A 24,389-nucleotide genomic window follows, 5' to 3' on the forward strand; every position below is an offset into this window, starting at 1 on the left:
TAGTGAGTCCCCGGTAGTGAACGCAAGCGTTCACTTGTGTTGTCGCCGCGCGGTGCGTCCCCAGCAGTTGCCGCGTGGTGGTGGTTCTGTGTTCCCCGAAGTCCCCGCTTCCCTTGTTCGTTGGAGACGCTCAGATGGTTACCTCGCGCTGGACGGCCGCCTCCGCTCAGGCGGCCTCCCCCCGTCGGCGCGGCGCCGTGCTCGAACGCGCGATCCTCGATGCCGCGCTGGAGCAGCTCAGTACGGTCGGCTGGAACGGCCTCACCATGGAGGGCGTCGCCGCCGGCGCCCAGACAGGCAAGGCGGCCGTCTACCGCCGCTGGCCGTCCAAGGAAGACCTTGTCGCCGATGCGCTGCGGGCCGGATTGCCGCGCTTCGAGTCGGCTCCCGACCTGGGCAGTGTGCGCGAGGATCTGCTCGAGCTGTGCCGCCAGGCACGGGAGGCGATGTTCTCGCGCCCCGGTTTCGCGCTGCGCTCGGTGATTCACGAATGCGACAGCCTCCAGGCCGAGCGTTTTCATGGCGTGATCTTCGAGGGGGTGGTGGAGCCGACCATCGCCTTGCTTCGAGAGGTGATCACCCGCGGAATAGAGCGAGGGGAGGTGCGGGCCGACGCGGCGAACGGCTATGTCTTCGATGCCATCCCGGCGATGATGATGTACCGGTCAAAGATGTGCGGGAGTGAATGGGACGATCGGGATCTGGAGGAGATGATCGACCACTTGATGGTTCCTCTGCTCCGTCCGACAGGGCGCTGACGGTCCGCTCGACGGGGCGCTGAGCGATCGCTTCGACGGCCCGGAGGTTGCTTCGGTGGACCAGGGTGTCGAAGCAGGTTCCGGGCGGCGTACGCTAAGGGCGCCATGCCGTACGAACCGCCTACTCACACCGTCGAGCGCTCCCTTCGAGCCACGACCGGAGCGAAGATCATTGCCGGTGTCGACGAGGTGGGGCGGGGAGCGTGGGCCGGGCCCGTCACCGTCTGTGCGGCGATCACCGGACTGCGCCGGCCCCCCGAAGGCCTCACCGACTCCAAGCTGCTCACCATCAAGCGGCGCACCGAGCTTGCCGAGCAGCTGCGGAAGTGGGTGACCTCGTACTCCCTGGGGCACGCCTCTCCGGAGGAGATCGACGAGCTCGGGATGACGGCCGCGTTGCGGCTCGCCGCCGTGCGCGCCCTGGAGGCCCTGCCGGTCCGTCCCGAAGCCGTGATCCTCGACGGGAAGCACGACTACCTCGGGGACCCCTGGCGGGTCCGTACGGTGATCAAGGGCGACCGGTCCTGCGTGGCGGTCGCGGCGGCCTCGGTGATCGCCAAGGTTCAGCGCGACAAAATGATGGCCGAACTGGGTATCGACCATGCAGACTTCGGTTTTGCGGACAACGCCGGGTATCCGTCGCCCGTGCACAAGGCCGCACTGGCGGAGCGGGGACCCACCCCGTACCACCGGTTGTCGTGGGCGTATCTTGATGCGCTGCCCCAGTGGCGGCATCTCAAGAAGGTCCGCACTTGGGTGGAAGGAAGCGTTCCGGAGATCGAGGGGCAGCTCGGCTTCGATTTCTGACGATTCCGCTCGCACTTGTGTGCCACCCGCTCGCGCGAGCCGTACCAGCGTTTGATAAACATCAGCTCATGCCTCTCATTCCCGAGGAGCCTCAGATTCACGAGAGTGCCCAGGGTCCCCGCGCCACCCCGGCCAGCGGCCGTACCGCGCCGACCCCCCGCCCCGTACCCGGCCCCCGCCCCGCGGCTTCGTCGCGTCCCGGCCGACCCGGGCCCCCGCGGCCCGCGCCGCCGGTGCAACGTACGCCGCGTGACGTGGCCGCTACCAAGCCCGGCCCCTCGGGCCCGGCTGCCCCTGCCGCCTCCGCCCAGGCTGTGGCGACTCCGCAGATCCAGCTGATCCCGGCCTCGCCCGAGGGTGCGCTCGACGCCGCCGAGGAGGCCGTCGACCTGCTCCTGGAGTCGGGCCGTGCTCCCGGCGAGGTCCTGGTGGTCACCACCGGCGAACAGCACCCGTGGGCTGCCCACGAACTGTCCTTCGGTGAAGCCTCCTATTGGGCGCAGCACGACGCCGGTGACGACGTCTTCTACGCCGATGCCTCGGCTGCGGGCCGGGCCGCGTCGCGTCCCGTGGTCGTGGTCGCCGTCAACGGCGGTTCGGACACAGCTGCCGCCACCGCCCTGCCTCTGGCCCTGAGCCGGGCGGGCGCCCTGCTGATCGTCTGCGGCGACCCGCAGCGCATCAACTCGGTGCTGGGCGCCGGCGTCTGAGCCGTTTCCGGTTCGTCCGGGGGGACTTCGCGGAACACCGGGGAACAGGTTGCCGCCGTGGTGTTCTCAGCACAGCGGGGTACTCGGCGTGCGCGACGTGCGGCGGAGGTGTGCGGCGTTCGCCGTGCGCGGTCCTCGCCGGGGCGGGATGCGCCTCCATGCCGTACGCATGTGTCGTCGTGGAGGCGTCCAGACGCACGTCGGCCGTGGTCGTCGTGGCCAGGGCTGCCTTACGCCGCCGTATCGCAGGCACGATACGGCGCGACCGTCCGTGCCGTGGACGAAGACCTCTGTGGGTGTTCTCTCAGCGGGCCGCCGCGCGGCGCAGGACTTCCGAGGCCGCGCCGCCGGTGCGCGGTAGCGCGAGCGGTGCCTCGGACGTGCCCAAAGGCTCCGGCTGCGACTCGGCGTTGGGGCGGCGGCCGCCGCGACCCTCGCCGAGGACCTGCCAGCCGTCACGGGTCAGCGTGATGTACGCGCCACAGCGCAGGCCGTGCAGGGTGCAGGCGTCACGCAGGCCCCACATCCAGGCGCCGTCTTCCTCCGTCCAACGGGCGTCCCCATCACGGCAGTAGAGCAGCACCGCGGTGCGCACCGGGGTACGGCGGCGGAGGTCGTGCGGGATGACGCGACGCAACTGGGCGAGCACTGCGTTGCGGAACATCCAGCCGTCGGCAGCGGCCTGGCGGCGAGTGAACGAGGCGCTCGCCCGCAGCCGTTCGTCCGGGTCGAGCACGGCCACGATCGCGGTGGCGGGCTCGGGGCGGTGCCGGGAGTGCAGACCGCTGACGACCTCCCGAGGGTTGCGCAGCAGCGGGATTCCGGCGGCAGCCCACTCCGCCGGCTCGAGCATGCGGGCCAGAGGGTTGGCGGATGCGGCGGACAGGTCGGCTGACGTCGACGTGGCTGCCGCGGAGGACGGAGCGAATCCGAAGGTCACGGTCCTCCCTTCGGCTACGCGCCCACACTGCGGGCGGGGTCGGAATCGGGGGAGCGCGCACCGCAGCAGAGCCCTACCGGATCACGGGCGAGCCGTGCGGGGAGCGGACCTCAATTCTTCCTGCCGAACCGGAATGCGGCAACGAGCAATTGGGGCCACCGCCCGATATCCAATGGTGTGTGGGTTATATCCCTACCCAGTCGGCCACCGCGCGACGCATGCGGCAACCGCGCACAACCAGGTCGTACGGCTTTGCCGCGGGAGCGATCCGGGGCGCGTCGGTGCGGCTGGGATTCGCGCCGCACCGACAGCTCGGGCGGGTGTCCCGCCATGCCCACGCACACCCGACCGCTCGGTCCAGCGGCCGGTCGCGGGCGGTCAGGAGCGGGCACTCTGCCCTGGTGCGCGGGGTGAAGTGGCCGATTGTCAGTGCCGTCGGGTTGCATGGAGGCATGGACGTTCTGGAGCTGCGCGCTGAAGCCGATGCCATCCTCGCCGAGCTCGTCGGTGACCCCGGTGGGCCGACGCGGCTGCGGGAGGACCAGTGGCAGGCGGTGGCGGCTCTGGTGGAGGAGCGTCGGCGCGCCCTGGTGGTGCAGCGCACCGGCTGGGGAAAGTCGGCGGTGTACTTCGTGGCCACCGCCCTGCTGCGCCGACGTGGCTCGGGGCCGACGGTGATCGTCTCGCCGTTGCTGGCGCTCATGCGCAACCAGGTCGAGGCGGCGGCGCGGGCGGGTATCCGCGCGCACACGATCAACTCGGCCAATCCGGAGGAGTGGGAGGCCATTCACGGCGAGGTGGAGCGCGGCGAGACCGACGTCCTCCTCGTGAGTCCGGAACGTCTCAATTCCGTGGACTTCCGCGAGCAGGTGCTGCCCAAGCTTGCGGCCACGACCGGACTGCTGGTGGTCGACGAGGCGCACTGCATCTCCGACTGGGGCCACGACTTCCGCCCGGACTACCGGCGGCTGCGGGCGATACTCGCCGAGCTGCCCGCCGGTGTGCCGGTCCTGGCCACCACCGCGACCGCCAACGCGCGGGTCACCGCGGATGTGGCCGAGCAACTGGGCACCGGTGGCGGCGAGGCCCTCGTGCTGCGTGGCCCGCTGGACAGGGAAAGCCTGCGGCTGGGCGTGGTCCGGCTGCCGGACGCCGCGCATCGCCTGGCCTGGCTCGCCGAGCACCTGGACGACCTGCCGGGCTCCGGGATCGTCTACGCCCTCACGGTCGCCGCGGCCGAGGAAGCCACCGCCTTCCTGCGGCAGCGTGGCTTCCGGGTGGCCTCCTACACAGGGCGCACCGAGAACGCCGACCGGCTGCAGGCCGAGTCCGACCTGCAGGGGAACCGCGTCAAGGCGCTGATCGCGACCTCGGCGCTGGGTATGGGCTTCGACAAACCGGACCTGGGCTTCGTGGTGCACCTCGGCTCGCCGTCCTCGCCGATCGCCTACTACCAGCAGGTGGGGCGCGCGGGGCGCGGCGTGGAGAACGCCGATGTGCTGCTGCTGCCGGGCAAGGAGGACGAGGCCATCTGGCGCTACTTCGCCGATACGGCCTTCCCTCCCGAGGCGCGGGTCCGCGAGACTCTGTCGGCCCTCGCCGGTGCGGAACGGCCGCTGTCCGTGCCGGCCCTGGAGGCTGTGGTCGACCTCCGGCGCACCCGGCTGGAGACCATGCTCAAGGTGCTCGACGTGGACGGGGCCGTCAAACGCGTGAAGGGCGGCTGGATCTCCACGGGAGAGCCGTGGGAGTACGACTCCGAGCGGTACGCCTGGGTCGCTCGGCAGCGGGCGGCCGAGCAGCAGGCCATGCGTGACTACGTGAGCACGTCCCAGTGCCGGATGGAGTTCCTGCGCCGGCAGCTGGACGACGAGGGGGCGGTCCCGTGTGGCCGTTGCGACAACTGCGCGGGCGCCTGGGTCGATTCCGACGTTTCCGCGGAGAGTTTGACCGGGGCGGTGAAGGAGCTGGATCGCCCGGGCGTGGAGATCGAGCCGCGCCGCATGTGGCCGACGGGGATGCCGGCGCTGGGCATCGACCTCAAGGGGCGCATCCCGGTCAAGGAGCAGTGCTCCACCGGGCGGGCCCTGGGACGGCTCTCGGACATCGGCTGGGGCAATCGGCTGCGCCCGCTGCTGGCTGAGAACGCGCCCGACGGTCCGGTGCCCGACGATGTCCTGCGGGCCGCGGTGGCGGTCCTCGCCGACTGGGCGCGCTCCCCGGGCGGCTGGGCGCCCGATGTCCCGGACGCCTCCGCCCGGCCGGTGGGGGTCGTCGCCGTACCGTCCATGAGCCGCCCGCAGTTGGTCGGTTCGCTCGCGCAGGGAATCGCGGCCGTCGGCCGCCTCCCCTTCCTGGGCACACTGACGTACGTCGGGCAGGGTGGCGCGCACGTCGCGCGTCGCAGCAACTCCGCCCAACGGCTCAGCGGGCTGGTCGGCGCATTGACCGTTTCCGAGGAACTGGCCGCTGCCCTGGCTCGTTCTCCCGGCCCTGTCCTGCTCGTGGACGATTACACCGACTCCGGCTGGACCCTCGCGGTCGCCGCCCGCCTCCTCCGCCGGGCAGGCAGCGAGCAGGTTCTCCCGCTGGTCCTCGCGGCCGCGGGCTGACCCAGGGCAGCACGCGATTCTGGGCGACGCGGCCGACCGTTGGCTGCGCGAGGGCGCAGGGCCCTCCGTGGCCAAGGGGAAGGTGCCGGGCAGATGCCTTCCCATCCTCCTCGTTGCGCTCCCTCTCCAGTTCCCCGGGCGGGCTCTTCTCTGTCCCCCGTGAACTGGTGCGGGCTGGTTGGCGGTTGTTTCTGGAGCCGTATCGGCGAGGCGCGACGGGCGCGTCGGAACTCTGCAGTGCCGGTAGGTCGCCTTGGCCGGTGCGGAGAGGGAATCTGACGCCAACGTACGCCTACGAGTCGCTGACCGTGGGCGGGTTGTCGTGTCCCTGGTCGGACTTATCCACAGGGCAAACCGGAGTCTTGCGATCCGCGAGATCGTCTTCGCATGACGAATCACAGCGAAGCCAGTGGAACTCCCGAATACGACAACACCGCAGACAGCAACCAGCATCTCGCCCCTGAGGCAACCGAGTCGAAGAGCGTGCATCAGGCACATGAAGCGGCTGAGGTGTCTGAGGCTCACGGGGTGCGGGGTGGGCATGGCGAGCACCCGGGGCGCTCACCGGGAGCGGACCAACTCGACTGCACCGGGTACGACGGCCCGCCGGCCGAGCATCAGGTCACCCTGCGTACACCCGCCGAACTGGCCGACGCGCTGCCGTATCTCCTCGGATACCGCCCAGAGGACAGCGTCGTGCTCGTCGCCCTGCACGACAGCGACGGGCGCGGCCGGTTCGGCGGCCGTGCGCGGCTCGGCATTCCCGCGAGTACGGACGACTGGGAGTCCGCCGCAAGGCAGTTGGCCGACGGACTGGTGAGGGGCAGCGAGCGCAGGGGAGCCCGGCCCGAGCAGATGGTCGCCTTCATCTGCCAGGAACCGGTGAAGGGGGAGACGGGCCGACAGGTCATGGAGCGGCTTCGGCCACTGGCCCAGAGGATGCGTGTCGCGTGCGGCAGCCTGGACGTGCCGGTGATCGAGGCCCTGTGCATCTCGGACGGGCGCTTCTGGTCGTACTGCTGCGACAGGGAGGAGTGCTGTCCGCCTGAGGGCCGGCCGATGGGCCTGCCCGGTACGTCCGTACTGGCCGCCGCGGCCACGTACGCCGGAGTTCAGGTGCGCGGCACACTGCGCGAGTTGCGGGCCAGGCTGCTGCCCTGGGAGACTGCCGCCGCCCTGGAGCAGGAGATCGCCTTGGACACCGCGGGCATGGCACTGGTCCCCAGGATCCTGGACGATGCGACACGCTCGGGCGTGGCGGAGGAGACGCTGCGGCTGGCCGAACGGCTGATGAGCAGGTTCGCCGCAGCACCGCCCGTGTCCGGGACGCTCACCGCGGATCTCCGAGACGACGAACTGCTCGGACACGACGAGGCCGCGAGGCTCATTCTTGGCCTGCAGGACCGCGCGACCCGCGACCGCGCGGCCGAGTGGATGGAGGGCGACGAGGCCGCTCCCGCGCTCCGGCTGTGGCGAGCGCTGGCTCGTCGCTGTGTCGGACCGTACCGCGAGCACGCCGCGGCGCCCCTCACTCTCGCGGGCTGGGTCGCCTGGTCCAGCGGCGACGACCTGGAGGCCCGAGAAGCCCTTGCCATGGCACTCGGCGCCGACTCCGACTACCTCTTCGCCCGTCTTCTGCACCAGGCCTGCAACGAGGGGCTGGATCCCGAGTCGATCCGCCGCTGCCTGCGAGCCGAACGTACGGGCCGAGAGGAGCGGGGCGTCGGGCGGCTCGACGAGCCGGGGGGCGGCGAAGAGCCGGTACGGGATGAGGAGGTGAACGCCGGCCCGACAGCTGGCTCGGGTGTCCGTCGCCGGGCTCGGCACCCCGCGGGTTCGGCCGACAGCCGTCGGCGCTCGGTAACGGCCGCCGGGCGAGAGCGGGTTAGCCGCGTCCTGCGCCCTCGAACCTCGGCAGGTGCTCACCTCGGTGGCCCGCGCCCGGCCGGCACGGCGTCGCGCACGCCGAAGAGCACGGCTCCGCGCACACCGAAGAAGGGAGGCGTGCGTCGGAGCGGGCCCCGTCCGGATGGTGTGGGTTCCAAGAACACCGGCGCTGAGGGGGATGCATGAGCTCCCGAGGGCAGCCCGGACTGGGACTCGCCCAGGGCCGCATCACCCCCGGCCAGACGCTTGCCGGATCCCGTCGAAATGACGGCCGTCGCGGCAGGCGCACTCGGCGATGCCATCAAGGGACGGTGGCTGTGGGACGGGGCGCGGGCGCCGATCGGCCGGGGGTGTCCATGCCCCGGGGCGCGACGAGCAACTCCCCGATCCGAGTCGGCCCGGACAGCCGGGGCCGGCAGCAGGGCTGCGCTTCGGCGCCCCGCACCGCCTCAACCCGCCGGGCGAACACGCTGAACGCCGCTCCCCTTCGGCGGGGTTGCCCCATACCGGGCGTGACCTGCAGGAGTCCCGCCCCGTTCACCTGAGTGGCGGAACGGCTGGACCGACCGTGCCGCCGCACCGCCCCTGTCACTCCGGATCCCCCAGCCGGCGCCGCACCTGCCTGAGGCGCACTGAGAACAGAGGAAGCCGCCATGCCACAGCCGACTCCGACCTCCCGGGCCGCCGACGGTCGCGCCGTGACTGACGGACCGGTGCCGGCCCTCTTCCTGGGGGAAGGGCAGCCTGCGGTCGGAGGCAGTTCGACGCAGGGCAGGTCCAGGTCTCCGGGCGATTCCGCTCGCAGTTCCCCACCAAGCAGTCGCGGCTGGTCTCCTCCGGACGCGATGGATCAGGGGCCCGCTGCCCGATCGGCGGACCGGACTCCACCTCCTGTGTGGCGGCCGACGGCAGACCAGGACGGTCGTGCCTACGCGTGGGAAGGGCGGTCCGAGCTGCCTGTACAGCCGACACGACGCGCGAGGCCGACACACCGGAGTCCAAGCCCCGCGTCCTCATCGCCCGTCGGACAGGGCGGGACATCGCCGCATGCCGACCCCATGCGGCGCTCCTTCCAGCCTGCCCAGCCAACTCAAGACGCCCCCTCGCCGATTCGACCGTCGGCCACCTCGCCGCCACCGTCATCGACCCCGGCGCCCCCTGGGCCGTCGGCTCGCGCGGCCGCACCACAGCCGATGTCCTCACAGGTGCCGACTGCGACCTCTGCGTCTGGGCGGTCTTCGCAGCCCTCACCTGTACCGCCGTCGGTCCCTTCTCAGGCGCTGTCATCGCCTCCCAGGCCGACTCGGCCATCGGCCCATTCACCAACACCACCGTCCCCCGCACGCCGGCCCACCGACCTCCCTCCCACCCACAACGCCATGATCTGCGTCGCCCTCCCGGGCCTCGCCATCTCCTCGGACCAAGGGCAGTTGACCGGTCGGGGGCTCGAGGGGTTCTACCGCGCGGGGCGGCGGGTGCTCTCGCGTTGTCAGGTGCGAGTGGCCGGACGCGAACCGCTGGCGGTGCAGGCCAGGATGAGCGGAGCCGACTGCGCCCGTTTCGTGGGCACACTGCGCGCCTCACCGCAGGCGGGCCCCGATCCGGACGTGGTCGTCCAACGGACCCGGCACGCGGACGGCACCGAGCGGATCACGCTGCACAGTGCGGCCGTTCGGCCCTTGCATGTGCCGGTGGAGGTCGCCCTGGGGACGGACCTCGCCGACCTCGGGGCGATCGCATGCGGCGACGTCGGACCGGAACTCCCCGCCACTGTCCACGATTCCGGACTGCGGTGGTCGTCCGCCAGGGGGAGCTCAGTGGTGACGGCAGACCCTCCGCCCGCCGACGCGCTGGCCTCCGCAGGGCTGCTGCGCTGGGAGCTCGCACTGCCCCCGGGCGGCACCGCGAGCATCGAACTGCGGGTGCGGCCGGACGGGGCAGGACCCGTGCGGGCCGTGGGCCGCGCGGCGACGAGCCCGTTGGCCGCCGCGCGGGCGTCCGGCGACGACCCCCGGGTGGAGCCCCTGTTGCGGACGAGCATCGAGGACCTGCGGGCCCTCCTGCTGCGCGACCCCGCCCATCCCTCCGGCACCCACCTGGCCGCCGGGGTGCCCTGGCGCTGCGGTCCGGCCGCGGCCGACGCCCTGGCCGCGGCCAGGATGACCTTGCCTTTGGGTACCCGGCTCGCCGTGGGCACACTCCGCACCCTCGCCCGCACCCAACTCCGGCTTCAGGGAGCGCGATCCGGGATGATCCCCGGGCCGATACGGGACGCGGGCACGCATCTGCCACCGAGTTGCACCGGTACAGAGGCCACGCTGCTGTTTCCCGCGCTGCTCGCGGAGGCCCGACGCTGGGGGCTGCCGGAGCCCGAGACCGAGGAGCTCCTCCCGGCGGCCGAGCGGTGCCTGACCTGGCTGCGGACCACCGTGGGCGACGGTACGTACCTGCGCGACCCGCACCCCGGCGGCCCCGTCCGCTGCGAGACCCAGGCCCACGCCCATCGTGCGGCACTGCTCGGCGCCGATCTCCTCGACGCCTGTGGCAGACCGGGCGGTGCCGAGCTGCGGGAGTTGGCCGGGGCACTGCGGACGGCGTTCCGCGCGGACCTCTGGATCGACGACGTGGGCGGTGGCCGACCCGCCGCAGCCCGGACCCCGGACGGACGCCTCGTGCCGCAGCTGGGTGCCGCCGCCGTCCATCTCCTCGACACCGGCCTGCTGGGTGGGGGAGAACAGGCGCCCGGCCTGCTCGACAAGGTGCAGACCGAACAGCTCGCCCGGCTGCTCGGCGCTCCGGCCATGGACTCGGGCTGGGGCCTTCGCGGACTGGGCGCGAAGGAGGCGGGACACAACCCGTTCGGTCATCGCAGCGGCGCCGTGCGGGTCCACGCGACCGCCCTCGCCATCGCGGGCCTGGCCGGCGCCGACTACGAGAGGGAGGCGAGCGCGCTGCTGCGGGGTGTGCTGGCGGCGGCAGCGGCGTTCGGGCACCGGCTTCCCGAAATGTACGCGGGGGAGCAGCGCACCGACGGGAGCGCTCCCCTCCCGCACCCCGCGGCCTGCCGCCCGGCTGCGACGTCGGCGGCCGCCGGGGTTCTCCTGCTGACGACGCTCGCGGGCATCCGCCCGGACGCACCCGGAGGGACGGTCACCCTGCGGCCGATGCGCAGCGCCCCGCTGGGCGAGATCGTCCTGACGGGCCTGCGTATCGCCGGAGCCCCCTTTTCCTTACGCGTCAGCAGACTCGGCCTCGCCATGGTCGAGGAGGCGGCCGAGGGACTCCAGCTGCGGGCGTGACCTGGGACGACGCCATTCGGCACGACGTACATGACCGCCGCGCCGCCCACCAGCCACAGCGGCCGCGAGCAGCCCTGCGACGCGACAGGGAACGACATGCCGGAGGGGCGGCGAGGCGCATATGGCCGAATTGGATCAGCCGTCGATGCGGCCGGCGAAGGGAGTGTTTATCGTCAGGCAGACGACTATGATCGCCGCATGCCCTACGACCCGTCAGCCTTTCCGCCCTTTGCCGTCACCGTGGACCTGGTCGTGCTGACCGTGCGCCGCCATGCCCTGTGCGCGCTGGCGGTGCGCAGGGGCGAACCGCCGTTCCAAGGGCGCTGGGCGCTGCCCGGCGGGTTCGTACGGGCCGACGAGGACCTGGCGCAGGCCGCGGCGCGCGAGTTGGCCGAGGAGACCGGGCTGCGTGCCCACGACCCGGCCGTGCCCGCGCAGGACAACGGTGCTCACCTGGAGCAGCTCGCGACGTACGGCGACCCCAAGCGGGATCCCCGGATGCGCGTGGTCAGCGTCGCCCACCTCGCGCTGGCCCCCGACCTGCCCGCCCCCCGGGCGGGTGGCGACGCCAGCAACGCCCGCTGGGCGCCGGTCGACGAACTGCTGCAGCAGGGCGGCTATGGCCGCGACGGCGAGCCGGTCGCGCCGCTCGCTTTCGACCATGCGCAGATCCTGGCAGACGGAGTGGAGCGCGCCCGCTCCAAGATCGAGTACTCGTCGCTGGCGACGGCGTTCTGCCCCACCGAGTTCACGGTCGGCGAGCTGCGCCGTGTCTACGAGGCGGTGTGGGGCGTGGCGCTCGACCCCCGCAACTTCCACCGCAAGGTGACGGGCACGCCGGGCTTCCTCGTCCCCACCGGCGGCACCACCACACGTCAGGGCGGCCGCCCCGCCCAGCTCTTCCGCGCCGGCGGAGCCACACTGCTCAACCCCCCGATGCTGCGCCCCGAGGTCTGACCAGAGCGCCTTGGGCGAGGCGCCCGCCGGAGTCGGACCACAGCGATCCGGACGCTGGAACCACAGCGATCCGGGCAATGGAACGGCCGGGGCGAAGGCCGGATATGGGCGGATGCAGGCGAACAAGGATCCGGTCCGGTCGACTGCCGCCCGGGCTACGGGCCTTGCGCTGCCCGGAAAAACGGACATAACGCGCTATCTTGCTGAGGGTGATCCAGGCCATCGGACTGACCAGCGAGACTCGCAAGCAGCTTCCTCCCGCCGTCGACGACGTGTCCTTCGAGGCGCGCGCGGGCCGTGTCACCGCGCTGCTCGGGGCGGCGGGAGCGGGCAAGACGACGGCGCTCAGACTCATGCTCGAACTCCAACGCGGCCGGGGGATCACCTACTTCAGAGGTCGTCCGCTCCACCGCATCGCCCATCCGTCGCGCGAGGTCGGTGTCCTTCTGGGCGATGTTCCAGGGCACCCGGCCCGCACCGTCCGAGGCCATCTGCGCATGCTGTGCGCCGCCGCAGGCGTCCCGGCACGGCGCGCCGACGAAGTCCTGGAGGTCGTCGGCCTCGTCAGTCTGCGCGACGAACGCCTCGGCACCCTCTCGCGTGGCATGGACCGCCGCCTCGGTCTGGCCTGCGCGCTGCTCGGCGACCCGCACACCCTGGTGCTCGACGAACCCGCGGACGGGCTCTCGTCCCGCGAGGGCCGTTGGCTGCACGGCATGCTGCGCGCACACGCGGCCCAGGGCGGCACGGTCCTGCTGACCACGGCCGACCCCAAGGAGGCAGCGCGCACCGCCGACCAGGTCGTCACCCTGGAGCAGGGCAGACTCGCCGCCGACCAGGATGCCGCCGACTTCTCCCGCACCCGGCTGCGCCCCCGCGTCGCCGTCCGTACGCCGCACGCATCCCGCCTCGCCGCTCTGCTGGCCAAGGAAGCGCGCACCACACGGCGCTCCGTCGAGGTCGTACGCGAGGGCGGCAACCGCCTCTCCGTGTACGGCAGTACATGCGCCGCGGTCGGCGAGACCGCATACCGTCACGGCATCCTCGTCCACCAACTCGCCGACGAGATCGGCGACATGGGATCGGCCGCGGCGGCGGGCCTCTCGACGGAGCCGCGAGCCGACGAGGCGCCGCTGACGCCGGTCCGTGAGGCGATCGCAGTCCGGGAGCACGGGCGTGCGGCCACGTCGCAGGTACCGGTGCCGATGCGGCACAAGGGGTCGGCCACGGCCGATGATCTCCCGGCGCCGCGCGAGGCGTCACCCGCGCCGGACGGCAAGCCGACCACGCACCAGGCGGCCACCGGCGAGCCGCGACAGGACGACGAGGTCACCGAGGGCTACGGGCCCTCCTCGCAGGCCGCACCGCATCCCAACGCTCCGCAGTCCGCCACTCAACCCGCCGATTCGCAAGCCACCGCCCCGCAACCCGCTGCCTCGCGCCCCGCGGACTCCACTACCGACCGCCTTCCCGACCTCCCGCCGCCCATCTCCGTCCGCCCCGCCCCCAGCCCCCTCCGCCCCCTCCGCTACGAACTCCGTCGGGCCGCCGGCGTGGGCACCGGGTTCCTCACCGCCGGCGCCGTGCTCGTGGTGTCCGCCCTCACCGCCGTACTGCTCGCCCGTGTCGGGCACACCCCGCATCACCGCCTGCTGGTCGCGTGGCCGCGGGAGCTCCCGCTGCCGCCCGCGGCGCTCGGGGCCGGGCTGCTCGGTGCGATCGCGTTCGGCGAGGAGTTCCGCCATCCCGCCCTGGCGGCGGACCGCGGCACCGTCCCCCGCCGGCTGGGGCTGCTGGCCGCGAAACTCCTCGTCGCCTCCGCCACCGCGCTGGTGCTGGCCGTCCTCACCGTCGGCTGCGACATCGAAGTGCTCTATCTCGTCTACGGACGGGAACTCGCGGAAGTTCCCGCCGACTGGCTTTCGCTGAGCGCGAGTTGGATCGGGCTCCTGGTCGGCTGTGCCTGGGCCGGCGTGCTGGCCGCGGGTCTGTTCCGCTCGACCACGGCGGGGCTCGCGGCGGTGGTCGCCGTACCAGTTCTGCTCGTACCCCTGGTGCAGAAGGTGATGGAGGGGCCGTCGGTGCGCACGGCGGCCGGTTTTCCGCTGCGGCTGCGGGAGGTGCTGCTGTCGCAGTGGCCGTTCGGGGGAGAGCGCTATCTCGCCGCCGCCGCGCGCCTCATCGCCCAACCCGTCGGCGGCGCACTGACGTTGTCGCTGGCCGCGCTGCTCGCTGCCTATCTGCTCACGACCGCCCGCAGCAGGGTCCGATGACGACCGTCCGTGCACTTCTCGGCCCCGTCATGCACACAACTCCCCGGGGAAAGCCCATTTCTTTCCGATAAGGCGTCAATTGCGACGGGGTGAGCGATCACCCTTTCGTGTGCTTTTCACCAAAGACCTCAAGGGAGTTGAGGACGGCGCCGACAAAGGATCCGTGAGTACCCTTGCGCACACCATGATGACCGCCGCCCGCGCCGCCGACTCCGGTCTCGCCGGCCCGGGCGAACTCGACCGCTACCCGTACGCCGAGGCCTCCGTCGCCGACCGCGTCGGATCCCCCGCCTGGGAAGGCGCGGACCCGGACCTGGGCCGTGTCGGCAGGCGCGCCGCCGGCAGCCGCGGACGCGGGCTGCACGGCCAACTCGTCCAGCAGCTCGGCCAGATGATCGTCTCCGGCGACCTGGGCGCCGACCGTCCGCTCGTGCCCGAGGAGATCGGCCAGCGGTTCGAGGTCTCCCGCACCGTCGTCCGTGAGTCGCTCCGCGTCCTGGAGGCCAAGGGCCTGGTCAGCGCCCGCCCGAACGTCGGCACGCGCGTGCGTCCCGTCAGCGACTGGAACCTCCTCGACCCGGACATCATCGAGTGGCGTGCCTTCGGGCCGCAGCGCGACGACCAGCGCCGGGAGCTGAGCGAGCTGCGCTGGACGATCGAGCCGCTCGCCGCCCGCCTCGCCGCCGGGCACGGGCGCGACGACGTCCAGCAGCGGCTCGCCGACATGGTCGAGATCATGAGTCACGCGATGGGGCAGGGCGACGTCCTCACCTTCTCCCGTGCCGACGCCGAGTTCCACAGCTTGCTCATCCAGGTCGCGGGCAACCGCATGCTGGAGCACCTGTCGGGGATCGTCTCGGCCGCCCTCCAGGTCTCCGGCGGCCCCGTCACGGGCTGTGACCGGCCGAACGAGACGTCGCTGGCGCAGCACAGCAGGATCGTCGACGCCCTCGCCACCGGAGACGGCGCTGCCGCCGAGGCGGCCATGCGGCAGCTGCTCACCGTCCACCCCGAGGTGGAGCGCGTGGTGCCCGCACCCCGCGAGCACTGACCGCACACCCGGGCCGCGCGGCCGAGGACGACGCCTCCCCCCTCCTGGGGCTTCGCCCGGTCTGCGCGCCCTCCCGTCGGACCCGCAGGATCCACCCCGGATCCTGCGGGTCCGACGGTGCGACGAGGCCGCGGAATCGCCGTACAGTGCATGGTTGAGGCCATGGGTGCACCCTTCTGTCGGTATCCGCCCGTCTTTGACCGATTACGGGATGTGACTCGGGCCACGCAGATTGGGCGTAACGCTCTGGGGAACAGCGCGATGACCTAAGAGGTGACAGCCGAGGAGGGAATACGGACGCCGCTCAAGGCGCTGTGCATCTTCCCGGCCCCCGCCCGCACCGTCGGCCCATCCCCAAGCCGGTGGTCGGCTCCTGTCCGCCGTGGACGGGGCCGGAAGCCGTTTTCCAACGTTCCGAGAGGTTGTTCGTGTCGGCCAGCACATCCCGTACGCTCCCGCCGGAGATCGCCGAGTCCGTCTCTGTCATGGCTCTTATCGAGCGGGGAAAGGCTGAGGGGCAGATCGCCGGCGACGATGTGCGTCGGGCCTTCGAAGCTGACCAGATTCCGGCCACTCAGTGGAAGAACGTACTGCGCAGCCTCAACCAGATCCTCGAGGAAGAGGGTGTGACGCTGATGGTCAGTGCCGCGGAGCCCAAGCGCACCCGAAAGAGCGTCGCAGCGAAGAGTCCGGTCAAGCGCACCGCCACCAAGACGGTCGCGGCGAAGACGGTGACCACCAAGAAGGCCACCGCGACCGCCACCCCCGCGGCGCCCGCCGCCGAACCCGCCGTCGAGGACGAGGCGCCCAGGAAGGCCGCCGCCAAGAAGGCGACCCCCACCAAGAAGGCGGCCGCGAAGAAGACCGCCGCCACCAAGAAGACCGCCGCGGCCAAGAAGACCACCGCGAAGAAGGACGACGCCGAGCTGCTCGAGGACGAGGTCCTCGAGGAAACCAAGGTCGGCGACGAGCCGGAGGGCGCCGAGAGCGCCGGCTTCGTGCTCTCCGACGAGGACGAGGACGACGCGCCCGCGCAGCAGGTCGCCGCGGCCGGCGCCACCGCCGACCCGGTCAAGGACTACCTGAAGCAGATCGGCAAGGTCCCCCTGCTCAACGCCGAGCAGGAGGTCGAGCTCGCCAAGCGCATCGAGGCGGGCCTCTTCGCCGAGGACAAGCTGGCCAACGCCGACAAGCTGGCCCCGAAGCTCAAGCGCGAGCTGGAGATCATCGCCGAGGACGGCCGCCGCGCCAAGAACCACCTCCTGGAGGCCAACCTCCGTCTGGTGGTCTCCCTGGCCAAGCGCTACACCGGCCGCGGAATGCTCTTCCTGGACCTCATCCAGGAGGGCAACCTCGGTCTGATCCGCGCGGTCGAGAAGTTCGACTACACCAAGGGCTACAAGTTCTCCACGTACGCCACCTGGTGGATCCGCCAGGCGATCACCCGCGCCATGGCCGACCAGGCCCGCACCATCCGTATCCCGGTGCACATGGTCGAGGTCATCAACAAGCTCGCGCGCGTACAGCGCCAGATGCTCCAGGACCTGGGCCGCGAGCCCACCCCGGAGGAGCTGGCCAAGGAGCTCGACATGACCCCGGAGAAGGTCATCGAGGTCCAGAAGTACGGCCGCGAGCCCATCTCGCTGCACACCCCGCTGGGCGAGGACGGCGACAGCGAGTTCGGTGACCTCATCGAGGACTCGGAGGCAGTCGTCCCGGCGGACGCGGTCAGCTTCACGCTCCTCCAGGAGCAGCTGCACTCGGTCCTGGACACGCTGTCCGAGCGCGAGGCGGGCGTCGTCTCCATGCGCTTCGGTCTCACCGACGGTCAGCCGAAGACCCTCGACGAGATCGGCAAGGTGTACGGCGTGACGCGTGAGCGCATCCGCCAGATCGAGTCCAAGACCATGTCGAAGCTGCGACACCCGTCTCGGTCGCAGGTGCTGCGCGACTACCTCGACTGAGCCAGATCCACTACGGCGCCCCCGACCTGCTCCTTTGCGGGTCGGGGGCGCCTTGGTGTGCTGTCGCTGGTCCTCGCGGTGGCGGGGGTTGCTCCGGATGTTCAGGGGTGCTCAGGGCTGAGCGCGGTCCTGGCGGGATGCCGACGGGCTACCGGTCTGGTCGGACGCCATCTCCATGTACGGGGAGACGAAGATGATCTGCGGTTCGTGCCCGGTGTCGAAGCCTGCGGCCTGGGTCAGTGCGAACTGGAACCCCCTGACCTCGGGTGCCCCGTCGGCACGGATACACCGGCGCAGGTAGGCCGCGAGCACCTGGTAGGCGGGGGTCTTGCTCGTCTGTGTGAAGCCCTGGTCCAGCACGGGCAGCAGGTCGCTGCACAGGTCGAACACGGCTTTCTCCGGCCGTCGGCCGGGGAACCAGACGATCTGGTGCAGCTTCCGCCCCTCGATGACGTCCACCGTCTTCCACGGCGATGTTCGGCCCTGCAGGTCCAGCGTCCGGTACAGGAGGTGGAAGTCGTGCACCGCGGGGGTCGGTGCGAAGAAGCGCCAGTTCGGGAGCAGCGAGAACCTGTCCCGCAGAGCGAGGCGGTTGAAGGACGAGTTGGGGTGCTGCACGGCGAGGGTGCCGACCAGTGCCGCGGCGCCGACCGCCCTCGCGACACCGCCGGGGGTGGCGAAGGCGGTCCTGACCAGGGATTTGAGGGTACGCAGCTGATTCATCGCCGGGGCTCCATCTCGACGTCCGTGCCGACGTGGTCGAGCGACGGGGCCGTGCTGTTCAGGAAATCGACCATGTGGCGGCCCGCCTCGGCCGCGAACCTGCCGTGCGTCAGCATCGAGTCGTGGGTCGCCCCCTCCAGGACGACCGTCCGGACGTGGCGGCCCTCGCCCCGGTGTGCCTCGGCCAGCTCGTGGTGCATCAGCAACTGCTCCTGGTCCCGGTCCACCGTCTGCTGGGCGGAGATCATCAGGGCGTGCACCGGCGTGGGCCCGATGGGGCCGGTGAAGCCGCGGAAGTCACTCTCCACGGCACGCCATTCCCGTCGGCCCGCCTCCCACAGACGGCTGTCGGCGTACTGGTCGAAGACGCGCCGCCGGCAGCTGGGCGGCAGGTCCTGGAGCCATTGCGGGCGCGCCAGCAGCACACCCAGTCCACAGCGCAGCGACCAGATCATCAGGGACAGCGAGGCGCCGAAGTTCCGGGCCGTCGCGCTCTGCTGTGCCGAGCGGTTCAGCTGGTCCGGGTGGGAGGGGTCCAGGTACACGACGCCGTGCAGCTGGTCGTCGAGCTGAGCGGCGGCACGCCGGGCGAGTTCTCCGCCGAGCGAGTGGCCCACGAGGACGACCTTGCGGTGCCGGGGCACTACGCTCCGTACGAGGTCGACGAGGTCATCGACCGACTCGCTCAGCCGGAAGGGGGCCGTGGCGCCGCGCCGGCTTCCGGCGTACCCGGCGCGGGCATAGGTGACGGCCGCGCAGCCGGCCTCCGCGACGATCTTCTCCACGAGCCAGGTGAAGTGTTCCGGCGTCGAGGCCATACCCGCCGCGAAGACCAGGACGGGACGCTGTTCCGTCGCCTCGCCCCCGACGGACTCGTACTGCAGCCGGTTGCCGTGACGCGTCGTCACATGGCGGGTGGAGCCGGGCCCGGCGAGTACGCGCAGCCGACGGTGCAGGCCGACGGCGGCGGCCCCCGCGGTTGCCCCCGCCAGCAGCAGGGCGTTGGCGAGCATCGCGCGGTCGTCGCGGCCCGCGACGGCAGGGTGGTCCTTCGGAGCCGACGTATAGGCGACCGCCGGATGCATCGACAGGAACGACGTGACGAAGCGGCCCAGCCCCATGACGAATCCGTTGGTGACGTGGAACGCGGCCGCGCCGCCGATCACCGGCCGGGCCAACCTGCCGCCCGCCAGGTAGGCCAGGGGGAACAGGCACTCCAGCGCCAGTACGCCGTGCGTGAGCACCTTCGCCGCGCGCGGGTACCTCCGGGCGAGCTGGAAGGACGGCTCGTGCCCGTACGTCCTGGTCCGCAGGATCCCGGGCAGGGCCGAGCCGTCCCGCCAGGACTCGCCCATGAGTTTCACCCAGCCCGCGACCACGTACGACAGGTTCGACTGGGCCGCGAGGTACCACAGCAGGGCGTCCTGGGTTTGCGGGGATTTGGTCGTCCGGGCCAGGCCGGTGCACAGCTGGGTGAGGATCGCCACCTGGTCGGAGCCGTCGGTGCCGTACCGGTGCCGGGGGTACAGCGCGACCGAACTCAGGCCGAGGAAGAGGTTGCCCGCTCCGCGCCAGCGGCTGTTGCCGGGGTGCAGGAGGAGACCCGCGCTGACGGCGGTGCGCGCAAGGTGCAGGGCTGTTGTCGTCCGAGGCGAGCTGATCAGGTCCAGTAGCCGGCGGGTGATCGGCGAGGACTCGGTGTGCGCCTGCCGTATGACTTTCCAGTCGTTGAGCCCGCCCTCGCGTATTTCTCCGCGCCCTGCGAGGTATTCGACCGACGACGTGAGAGTGGTGGCTGCGGCGAGCCGTTCGGAGATGCCGATGGCGCGGTCACGCGACACCGGAATGGGCCCGAAAAGCAGTGAGCCGAGCCTCTTTACGAGTTTCAAGGAATTCTCCCCGGCCCGTCGGGCCGGAGGCCTCTTTCCGGCTCCCGGCCCGACGGATGTTCATGAGCGGACGTCGCCTGCTAGCCGATGTGGTTCCTGGTGACGGTGTACGCGGCGACGGTCGCCAGGGCGGTCCGCGCGACGATGACCGGCGTGGCCAGGACCGGCAGCATCTCGGTGCGCACGGCACCGTCGGCGTCGGTGATGTCGCCCTGGAGGTCGGGGTGGTTGTTCATGTACTCGGCTATGTCCTGCATGAGTTCATGGGTCCTTTCTCGCACTGTGTCTTATCCCGTGTGCGACGTTCGGATTCTTCATCCGCTCGTCCACGACCGGGAATTCCTCGTCCTGCTCTCCAGGGAAACCCGAGGGCGTGAACGAGGTCTCGGCAACGCTATCCGTTTCGTGATTGCGGCGTCAGTGCTGAAGAGAAAGATCGTAAAGAGGGGTGAGTTTGCATGGTTCGAAAGTTGACCCGGATTTACCCGCCGAGCGGATCGGCGGGTTCCACCACAGGAGCCAACGAGGGCCGACTGCGCACACCGTAGGCGCGGCGCAGGGCGGACAGGGCTGCCAGATGGCCGCTCATCCCGTGCACCCCGGGACCCGGGGGCGTGGAGGCGGAACAGAGGTACACACCGTGCAGAGGTGTGCGGTAGGGATCGAGCTGGGCGGTGGGACGCAGCAGGCTCTGCCGCAACGTCATGGCTCCCGCGCCGATGTCCCCGCCGACGTAGTTCGGGTTGTAGGCCTCGAACTGCCGGCCGGACACCGCCCGGTGGGCGATCACGGTGTCGCCGAATCCCGGGGCGTATCGCTCGATCCGCCGTGTGACGAGCGCGGTCGGGTCCCGGCTGTCACCGTGGGGCACGTGCGCGTACGCCCAGACCGGGTACTTCCCGGGACGGGCACGGCCGGGGTCCGTGGCAGCGGGTTCCACGACGAGGACGAAGGGACGGTCGGTGGGAGTGCCGCGGGCGGTGAGCGTCTCCTGGCGGTGCATCTCGGCGCGGGTGCCTCCGAGATGGACGGTGCCGGCCCGGCCGACCTCCGGATCGCGCCATGGAACCGGCTGGGAGACGAGGAAGTCCACCTTGGCCGCCGCGGGCCCGTACCGGAAGGCCCGGAGCCTTCGGACATAGGCGGGCGGCAGCCGGTCACCGGCGATGCGCAGCAGTTCCTTCGGGCTCGTGTCCAGCAGCACCAAGGGCACAGCGCCCAGGTCCCGCAGGTCGTCGACGCGGGTGCCGGTGTGCAGGACGCCGCCGTGTGCGCGGATGTCGGCCGCGAGGGCGCGGGCTATCGACGCGCTGCCGCCGCGGGGAAGGGGCCAGCCCGAGCTGTGGGCCAGATGACCGAGCAGCATCGCGACGCCCGCCGAGGACAGGCTCGGCAGGGGGCCGACGGCGTGCGCGGCCACCCCGGTGAGCAGGGCCGCGGCCCGCTCGGTGGTGAACCCGTCCGGGACGAACCGGCTCGCGTGCGCGAGGACACGGGTGAGCAGCCGCGCCCCGGCGACCGGGTCGCCCGGCAGCGCGCGGCCCCCCGCCATGACCAGGTCGGTGACGGCGGTTCCGCGCTCCACGAGCGGCGCCATCAGCCGGTGCCAGCGCTTCCCGTCGGGGCCGAGGCCCGCACAGGTGCGGGCCAGGTCGCGGTGGGCGATCCCGGGCGGACCGTCCGGCAGGGGGTGGGCGTAGGCGATGTCCGGCTGGAGCAGTTCGACGTCGCGGGCGGCGAGGTCGAACTCGCGGAAGAACCGGGAGGCGGCGGCCATGGGGTGGACGGCGGAGCAGATGTCGTGCACGACGTCGGAGTCGAAGAGCGCGCGCGTGCGCAGGCCGCCGCCGATCTCGTCGGCCGCCTCGTACAGCTCTACCCGCAGCCCGGCCCGGGCCAGTGTCACGGCGGCGGCCAGCCCATTGGGTCCGGTGCCCACGATCGCGGCGTCCACGGCGCTCACCTGACCGCCTCCGCGACGGCAGCGCCGCTGCCGGCGGCCGGGTCGTCGCCGCCGACGGCGAGCCGCGTCCCGGCCAGACGCCGGTACAGCGGGTCGTCGGCCAGGAGGTCACCGTGTACGCCGACCGCCCGGACCCGGCCACCCTCCAGCAGGATGATCTGGTCGGCGTCGGTCACGCTCGACAGGCGGTGGGAGATGGTGACGACCGCGCACTGCCGTGCGAGTTCGGCGACCGCCCGGCGCAGTGACTCCTCCGTCTCCCCGTCGAGGTGGGCGGACGCCTCGTCGAGCAGGACGACCGAGGGCTGCTGCAGCAGTGTCCGGGCGATGGCGAGCCGCTGTCGCTGCCCCCCGGACAGTCCGGTGCCGCGGTCCCCGAGTTCGGTGTCGAGGCCCTCGGGCAGGCGGGCGACGAACTCGGCGAGCCCCGCGCGGTCCACGGCCAGGGCGATCGCGTCCTCGTCGGCGTCGGGTGCGGCGTAGCGCAGGTTCTCGCGGATCGTGCCGCTGAGCAGGGCATGCTCCTGCTCCACGTATCCGACCGTGCCACGCAGGGTGTCCAGGGGCAGGGTGGCCACGTCCGCGCCGCCGACGCGAACCGTGCCGGCGTCGGGCTGGTGGAAGCGCTCGATCAGCTGGAACACGGTGGTCTTCCCGGCGCCGGACGGGCCCACCAGGGCGGTCAGGCCGCGTGCGGGCACCGAGAACGTCATGTCGTGCAGCACGGGTTCGGCGCCGTAGCCGAACGTGACGCCGTGGAACTCGACCGCCGGGACGTCCGAGTCGGCGAGCCGCGCGGGCCCGCCGCCCCGGCCCGTCGGATCCGGGTCGGCGTCGTGCCGCGGATCCTCCTCCTGCTCGATCTCCGCCAGCTCCGTGAGCCGGTCGACGGCCGCCCGCCCCTGCTGGAACTGCCCGATGGCCATGAACAGGGTGACCAGCGGGGAGATCAGGTAGAAGAGGTACATCATGAACGCGGTGAGGTCGGCCGTGGACAGGTGTCCGGCGGCGACCCGTGTCATTCCCCAGCCGATCACGGCGGTGAGGGCCACCTGGGTGCCGACGTTCATGGCAGGGGTGAGCAGTGCGGAGTACGCGCTGACGCGTACGCCGGACCGGTGTGCGTCGCGGGCCAGGCCGGCGATGCGCTCGGTCTCCCGTTCTTCGGCGCGTGACGCCTTCACGGTGGTCAGAGCGCCGAGCGCCCGCTGCAGTGCGGAGCCGAACTGCGAGGTGTCCTCCCGGTTGTCGGCCGCGGCGACCCGGACCCGGCGGGCCAGCAGCAGCGAGACGGCGGCCGCCGCACCCAGGCACAGCAGGGTCAGCAGCAGCAAGGGCAGGTCGATCCACGCCATCAGCACGATGCCGCCGACGACCATGAAGGCGTTCGTGGTGATCTGTGACAGCGACTGGGTGATCGCGATCCTGGCGAGGGCCGTGTCCGCCACCATGCGGGTGAAGACGTCGCCGGGATCGAAGCGCCGGTAGCCGGAGAGGGTCGACCGCAGCAGCCGCGCCGTCAGGGTGCGGCGGATCACGAGGACCGTGTTCTCTCCCGCCCGGCCCACCAGGTACGCCTCCAGCGCGGCCAGGGCCGCGTCGGCACAGAAAAGGGCGGCGACCAGGGCGATCACCGGGGCGAGGGGCCTGCCACCGCCCGCGGCGTCGATCAGGTCGCTGATGACCAGCGGCTGCGCCAGCGAGGCGGCGGTCCCCAGGAGGCCGACGGTGACACCGAGAGCCAGCAGGCGCCCGTGCCGTCGGGCGATGGCCCATCCGCTCATGCCGGGCGCTCGTAGACGTTGACGAACAGGGCGCTGCGCCCGTCCCAGGGCGTGCCCAGCCAGTCCGCCCACCGGTCGGCCGGGCGCAGCCCCGCCGCCGTCGCGTACGCGTCGACCTCGTCCGGAGTCGTGAGCCGGCTCGCCTCGGTGCCGACCCGGGTGGTGCCGTCCTTCTCGTGCCAGATGTGGGAGACATGCCACATGCCGGCGTCGGCGACCAGCGTCGAGTAGGTCTGCAGACCGGTGCCCGGCTCCGGGTACGGAACGAAGTAGCTGATGTGCCGCTGCCCGTCGTGCAGTTCGACGACGGCGGCCGGGTTGTGCGTCTCGATCACCAGTCGGCCGCCCGGGGCCAGCCGGGCGGCGGCGTGCCCGACCGCGGCTTGCTGTTCCTCCGCGGTCAGCAGCATCGAGAGGGTCGCGCAGACGCAGTAGACGAGCCCGTACGTGTCGTCACCGGTCGGGAGGCGGATGTCGCCGACGACACCCGTCACCGCGGCGTCGGCGCTGTCGGCCTCCCGGGCCAGTACGGCGAGCATCTCGGGGGAGGAGTCCACGCCGGTCACCGGCCCGGCCAGCCCGGCCAGGGGGATGGCGATCCGGCCCGTGCCCACGCCGAGCTCGAGGGAGCCCGTGCCGGGCGCCGGGTGCAGCTCGGCCAGGCGCTGTGCCGTCAGCCGGGCGGCCTCGTCGCGCGGGAAGATCCGGTCGTACCAGCCGCTGAACTGCCGGCCGTAGCCGATGTCGTCGATGGTGCTCAAGGAGTCCTTCC

Annotated in this window: 17 protein-coding genes; 10 read left to right on the plus strand and 7 right to left on the minus strand. The window is 71.8% G+C overall.

The annotated features are described in order from the left end of the window. Positions 1 to 134: 134 nt before the first annotated feature. The 3 genes from IF78_RS0119105 to IF78_RS0119115 all read left to right on the plus strand — a co-directional run bounded on the left by IF78_RS0119105 (position 135) and on the right by IF78_RS0119115 (position 2,275). Positions 135 to 758 (plus strand): TetR/AcrR family transcriptional regulator, encoded by a 624-nt coding sequence (locus tag IF78_RS0119105; protein WP_031486398.1) that lies wholly within the window; start codon positions 135 to 137, stop codon positions 756 to 758. Between the two features lie 105 nt (positions 759 to 863). Beyond that, positions 864 to 1,565, plus strand: coding sequence for a ribonuclease HII (locus IF78_RS0119110; protein WP_031486397.1), 702 nt, complete (start codon positions 864 to 866; stop codon positions 1,563 to 1,565). Between the two features lie 68 nt (positions 1,566 to 1,633). Further along, positions 1,634 to 2,275, plus strand: a complete 642-nt coding sequence (locus IF78_RS0119115; RefSeq protein ID WP_078662503.1) for a hypothetical protein — start codon at positions 1,634 to 1,636, stop codon at positions 2,273 to 2,275. Between the two features lie 304 nt (positions 2,276 to 2,579). On the opposite strand, the gene IF78_RS0119120 is transcribed toward IF78_RS0119115, so the two are convergent. Beyond that, positions 2,580 to 3,215: a hypothetical protein gene (locus tag IF78_RS0119120; RefSeq protein WP_031486395.1), complete on the minus strand. Its 636-nt coding sequence runs from the start codon at positions 3,213 to 3,215 to the stop codon at positions 2,580 to 2,582. 452 nt (positions 3,216 to 3,667) lie between these two features. Here IF78_RS0119120 and IF78_RS0119125 point away from each other — a divergent pair, with 452 nt between their 5' ends. The 7 genes from IF78_RS0119125 (at position 3,668) to IF78_RS0119155 (ending at position 17,258) form a co-directional block, all read left to right on the plus strand. Beyond that, the gene (locus IF78_RS0119125; RefSeq protein ID WP_031486394.1) at positions 3,668 to 5,827 is read left to right on the plus strand and encodes a RecQ family ATP-dependent DNA helicase; all 2,160 of its coding nucleotides are present in this window, start codon (positions 3,668 to 3,670) and stop codon (positions 5,825 to 5,827) included. A 387-nt stretch (positions 5,828 to 6,214) separates the two neighbouring features. After that, positions 6,215 to 7,900 (plus strand): DUF4192 domain-containing protein, encoded by a 1,686-nt coding sequence (locus IF78_RS0119130; protein ID WP_031486393.1) that lies wholly within the window; start codon positions 6,215 to 6,217, stop codon positions 7,898 to 7,900. 1,193 nt (positions 7,901 to 9,093) lie between these two features. Further along, positions 9,094 to 11,013, plus strand: a complete 1,920-nt coding sequence (locus tag IF78_RS0119135; protein ID WP_078662504.1) for a glycogen debranching N-terminal domain-containing protein — start codon at positions 9,094 to 9,096, stop codon at positions 11,011 to 11,013. Positions 11,014 to 11,211: 198 nt separating this feature from the next. After that, complete coding sequence (locus IF78_RS0119140; RefSeq protein WP_031486391.1) at positions 11,212 to 11,970, plus strand: NUDIX hydrolase; 759 nt, start codon at positions 11,212 to 11,214, stop codon at positions 11,968 to 11,970. 209 nt (positions 11,971 to 12,179) lie between these two features. Then, positions 12,180 to 14,243, plus strand: coding sequence for an ATP-binding cassette domain-containing protein (locus tag IF78_RS0119145; protein ID WP_031486390.1), 2,064 nt, complete (start codon positions 12,180 to 12,182; stop codon positions 14,241 to 14,243). A gap of 163 nt (positions 14,244 to 14,406) precedes the next feature. Continuing rightward, entirely contained in the window at positions 14,407 to 15,294 is an 888-nt protein-coding gene (locus IF78_RS0119150) for a FadR/GntR family transcriptional regulator (protein ID WP_031486389.1), read from the plus strand. A gap of 428 nt (positions 15,295 to 15,722) precedes the next feature. Then, a complete protein-coding gene (locus tag IF78_RS0119155; protein WP_031486388.1) occupies positions 15,723 to 17,258 on the plus strand; it encodes an RNA polymerase sigma factor in 1,536 nt (511 codons plus the stop codon). 111 nt (positions 17,259 to 17,369) lie between these two features. Here the strand turns inward: IF78_RS0119155 and IF78_RS0119160 are convergent, their stop codons facing one another. The 6 genes from IF78_RS0119160 to IF78_RS0119185 form a co-directional block, all read right to left on the minus strand. After that, entirely contained in the window at positions 17,370 to 17,981 is a 612-nt protein-coding gene (locus IF78_RS0119160) for a hypothetical protein (RefSeq protein ID WP_031486387.1), read from the minus strand. Beyond that, the gene (locus IF78_RS0119165) at positions 17,978 to 19,870 is read right to left on the minus strand and encodes an alpha/beta fold hydrolase (protein WP_051827992.1); all 1,893 of its coding nucleotides are present in this window, start codon (positions 19,868 to 19,870) and stop codon (positions 17,978 to 17,980) included. Before IF78_RS0119165 ends, IF78_RS0119160 begins: the two co-directional genes overlap by 4 nt. A gap of 80 nt (positions 19,871 to 19,950) precedes the next feature. Beyond that, positions 19,951 to 20,127, minus strand: a complete 177-nt coding sequence (locus IF78_RS48470; protein WP_158751433.1) for a hypothetical protein — start codon at positions 20,125 to 20,127, stop codon at positions 19,951 to 19,953. Positions 20,128 to 20,351: 224 nt separating this feature from the next. Beyond that, positions 20,352 to 21,833 (minus strand): phytoene desaturase family protein, encoded by a 1,482-nt coding sequence (locus IF78_RS0119175; RefSeq protein WP_031486385.1) that lies wholly within the window; start codon positions 21,831 to 21,833, stop codon positions 20,352 to 20,354. Then, positions 21,830 to 23,617, minus strand: coding sequence for an ABC transporter ATP-binding protein (locus IF78_RS0119180; protein ID WP_051827993.1), 1,788 nt, complete (start codon positions 23,615 to 23,617; stop codon positions 21,830 to 21,832). The genes IF78_RS0119175 and IF78_RS0119180 overlap by 4 nt, the downstream gene beginning before the upstream one ends. Next, a complete protein-coding gene (locus IF78_RS0119185; protein WP_051828000.1) occupies positions 23,614 to 24,378 on the minus strand; it encodes a class I SAM-dependent methyltransferase in 765 nt (254 codons plus the stop codon). Before IF78_RS0119185 ends, IF78_RS0119180 begins: the two co-directional genes overlap by 4 nt. Positions 24,379 to 24,389 lie beyond the last annotated feature (11 nt).

Origin of the sequence: Streptomyces bicolor (assembly GCF_000719285.1) — a bacterium.
GTDB lineage: Bacteria > Actinomycetota > Actinomycetes > Streptomycetales > Streptomycetaceae > Streptomyces > Streptomyces bicolor.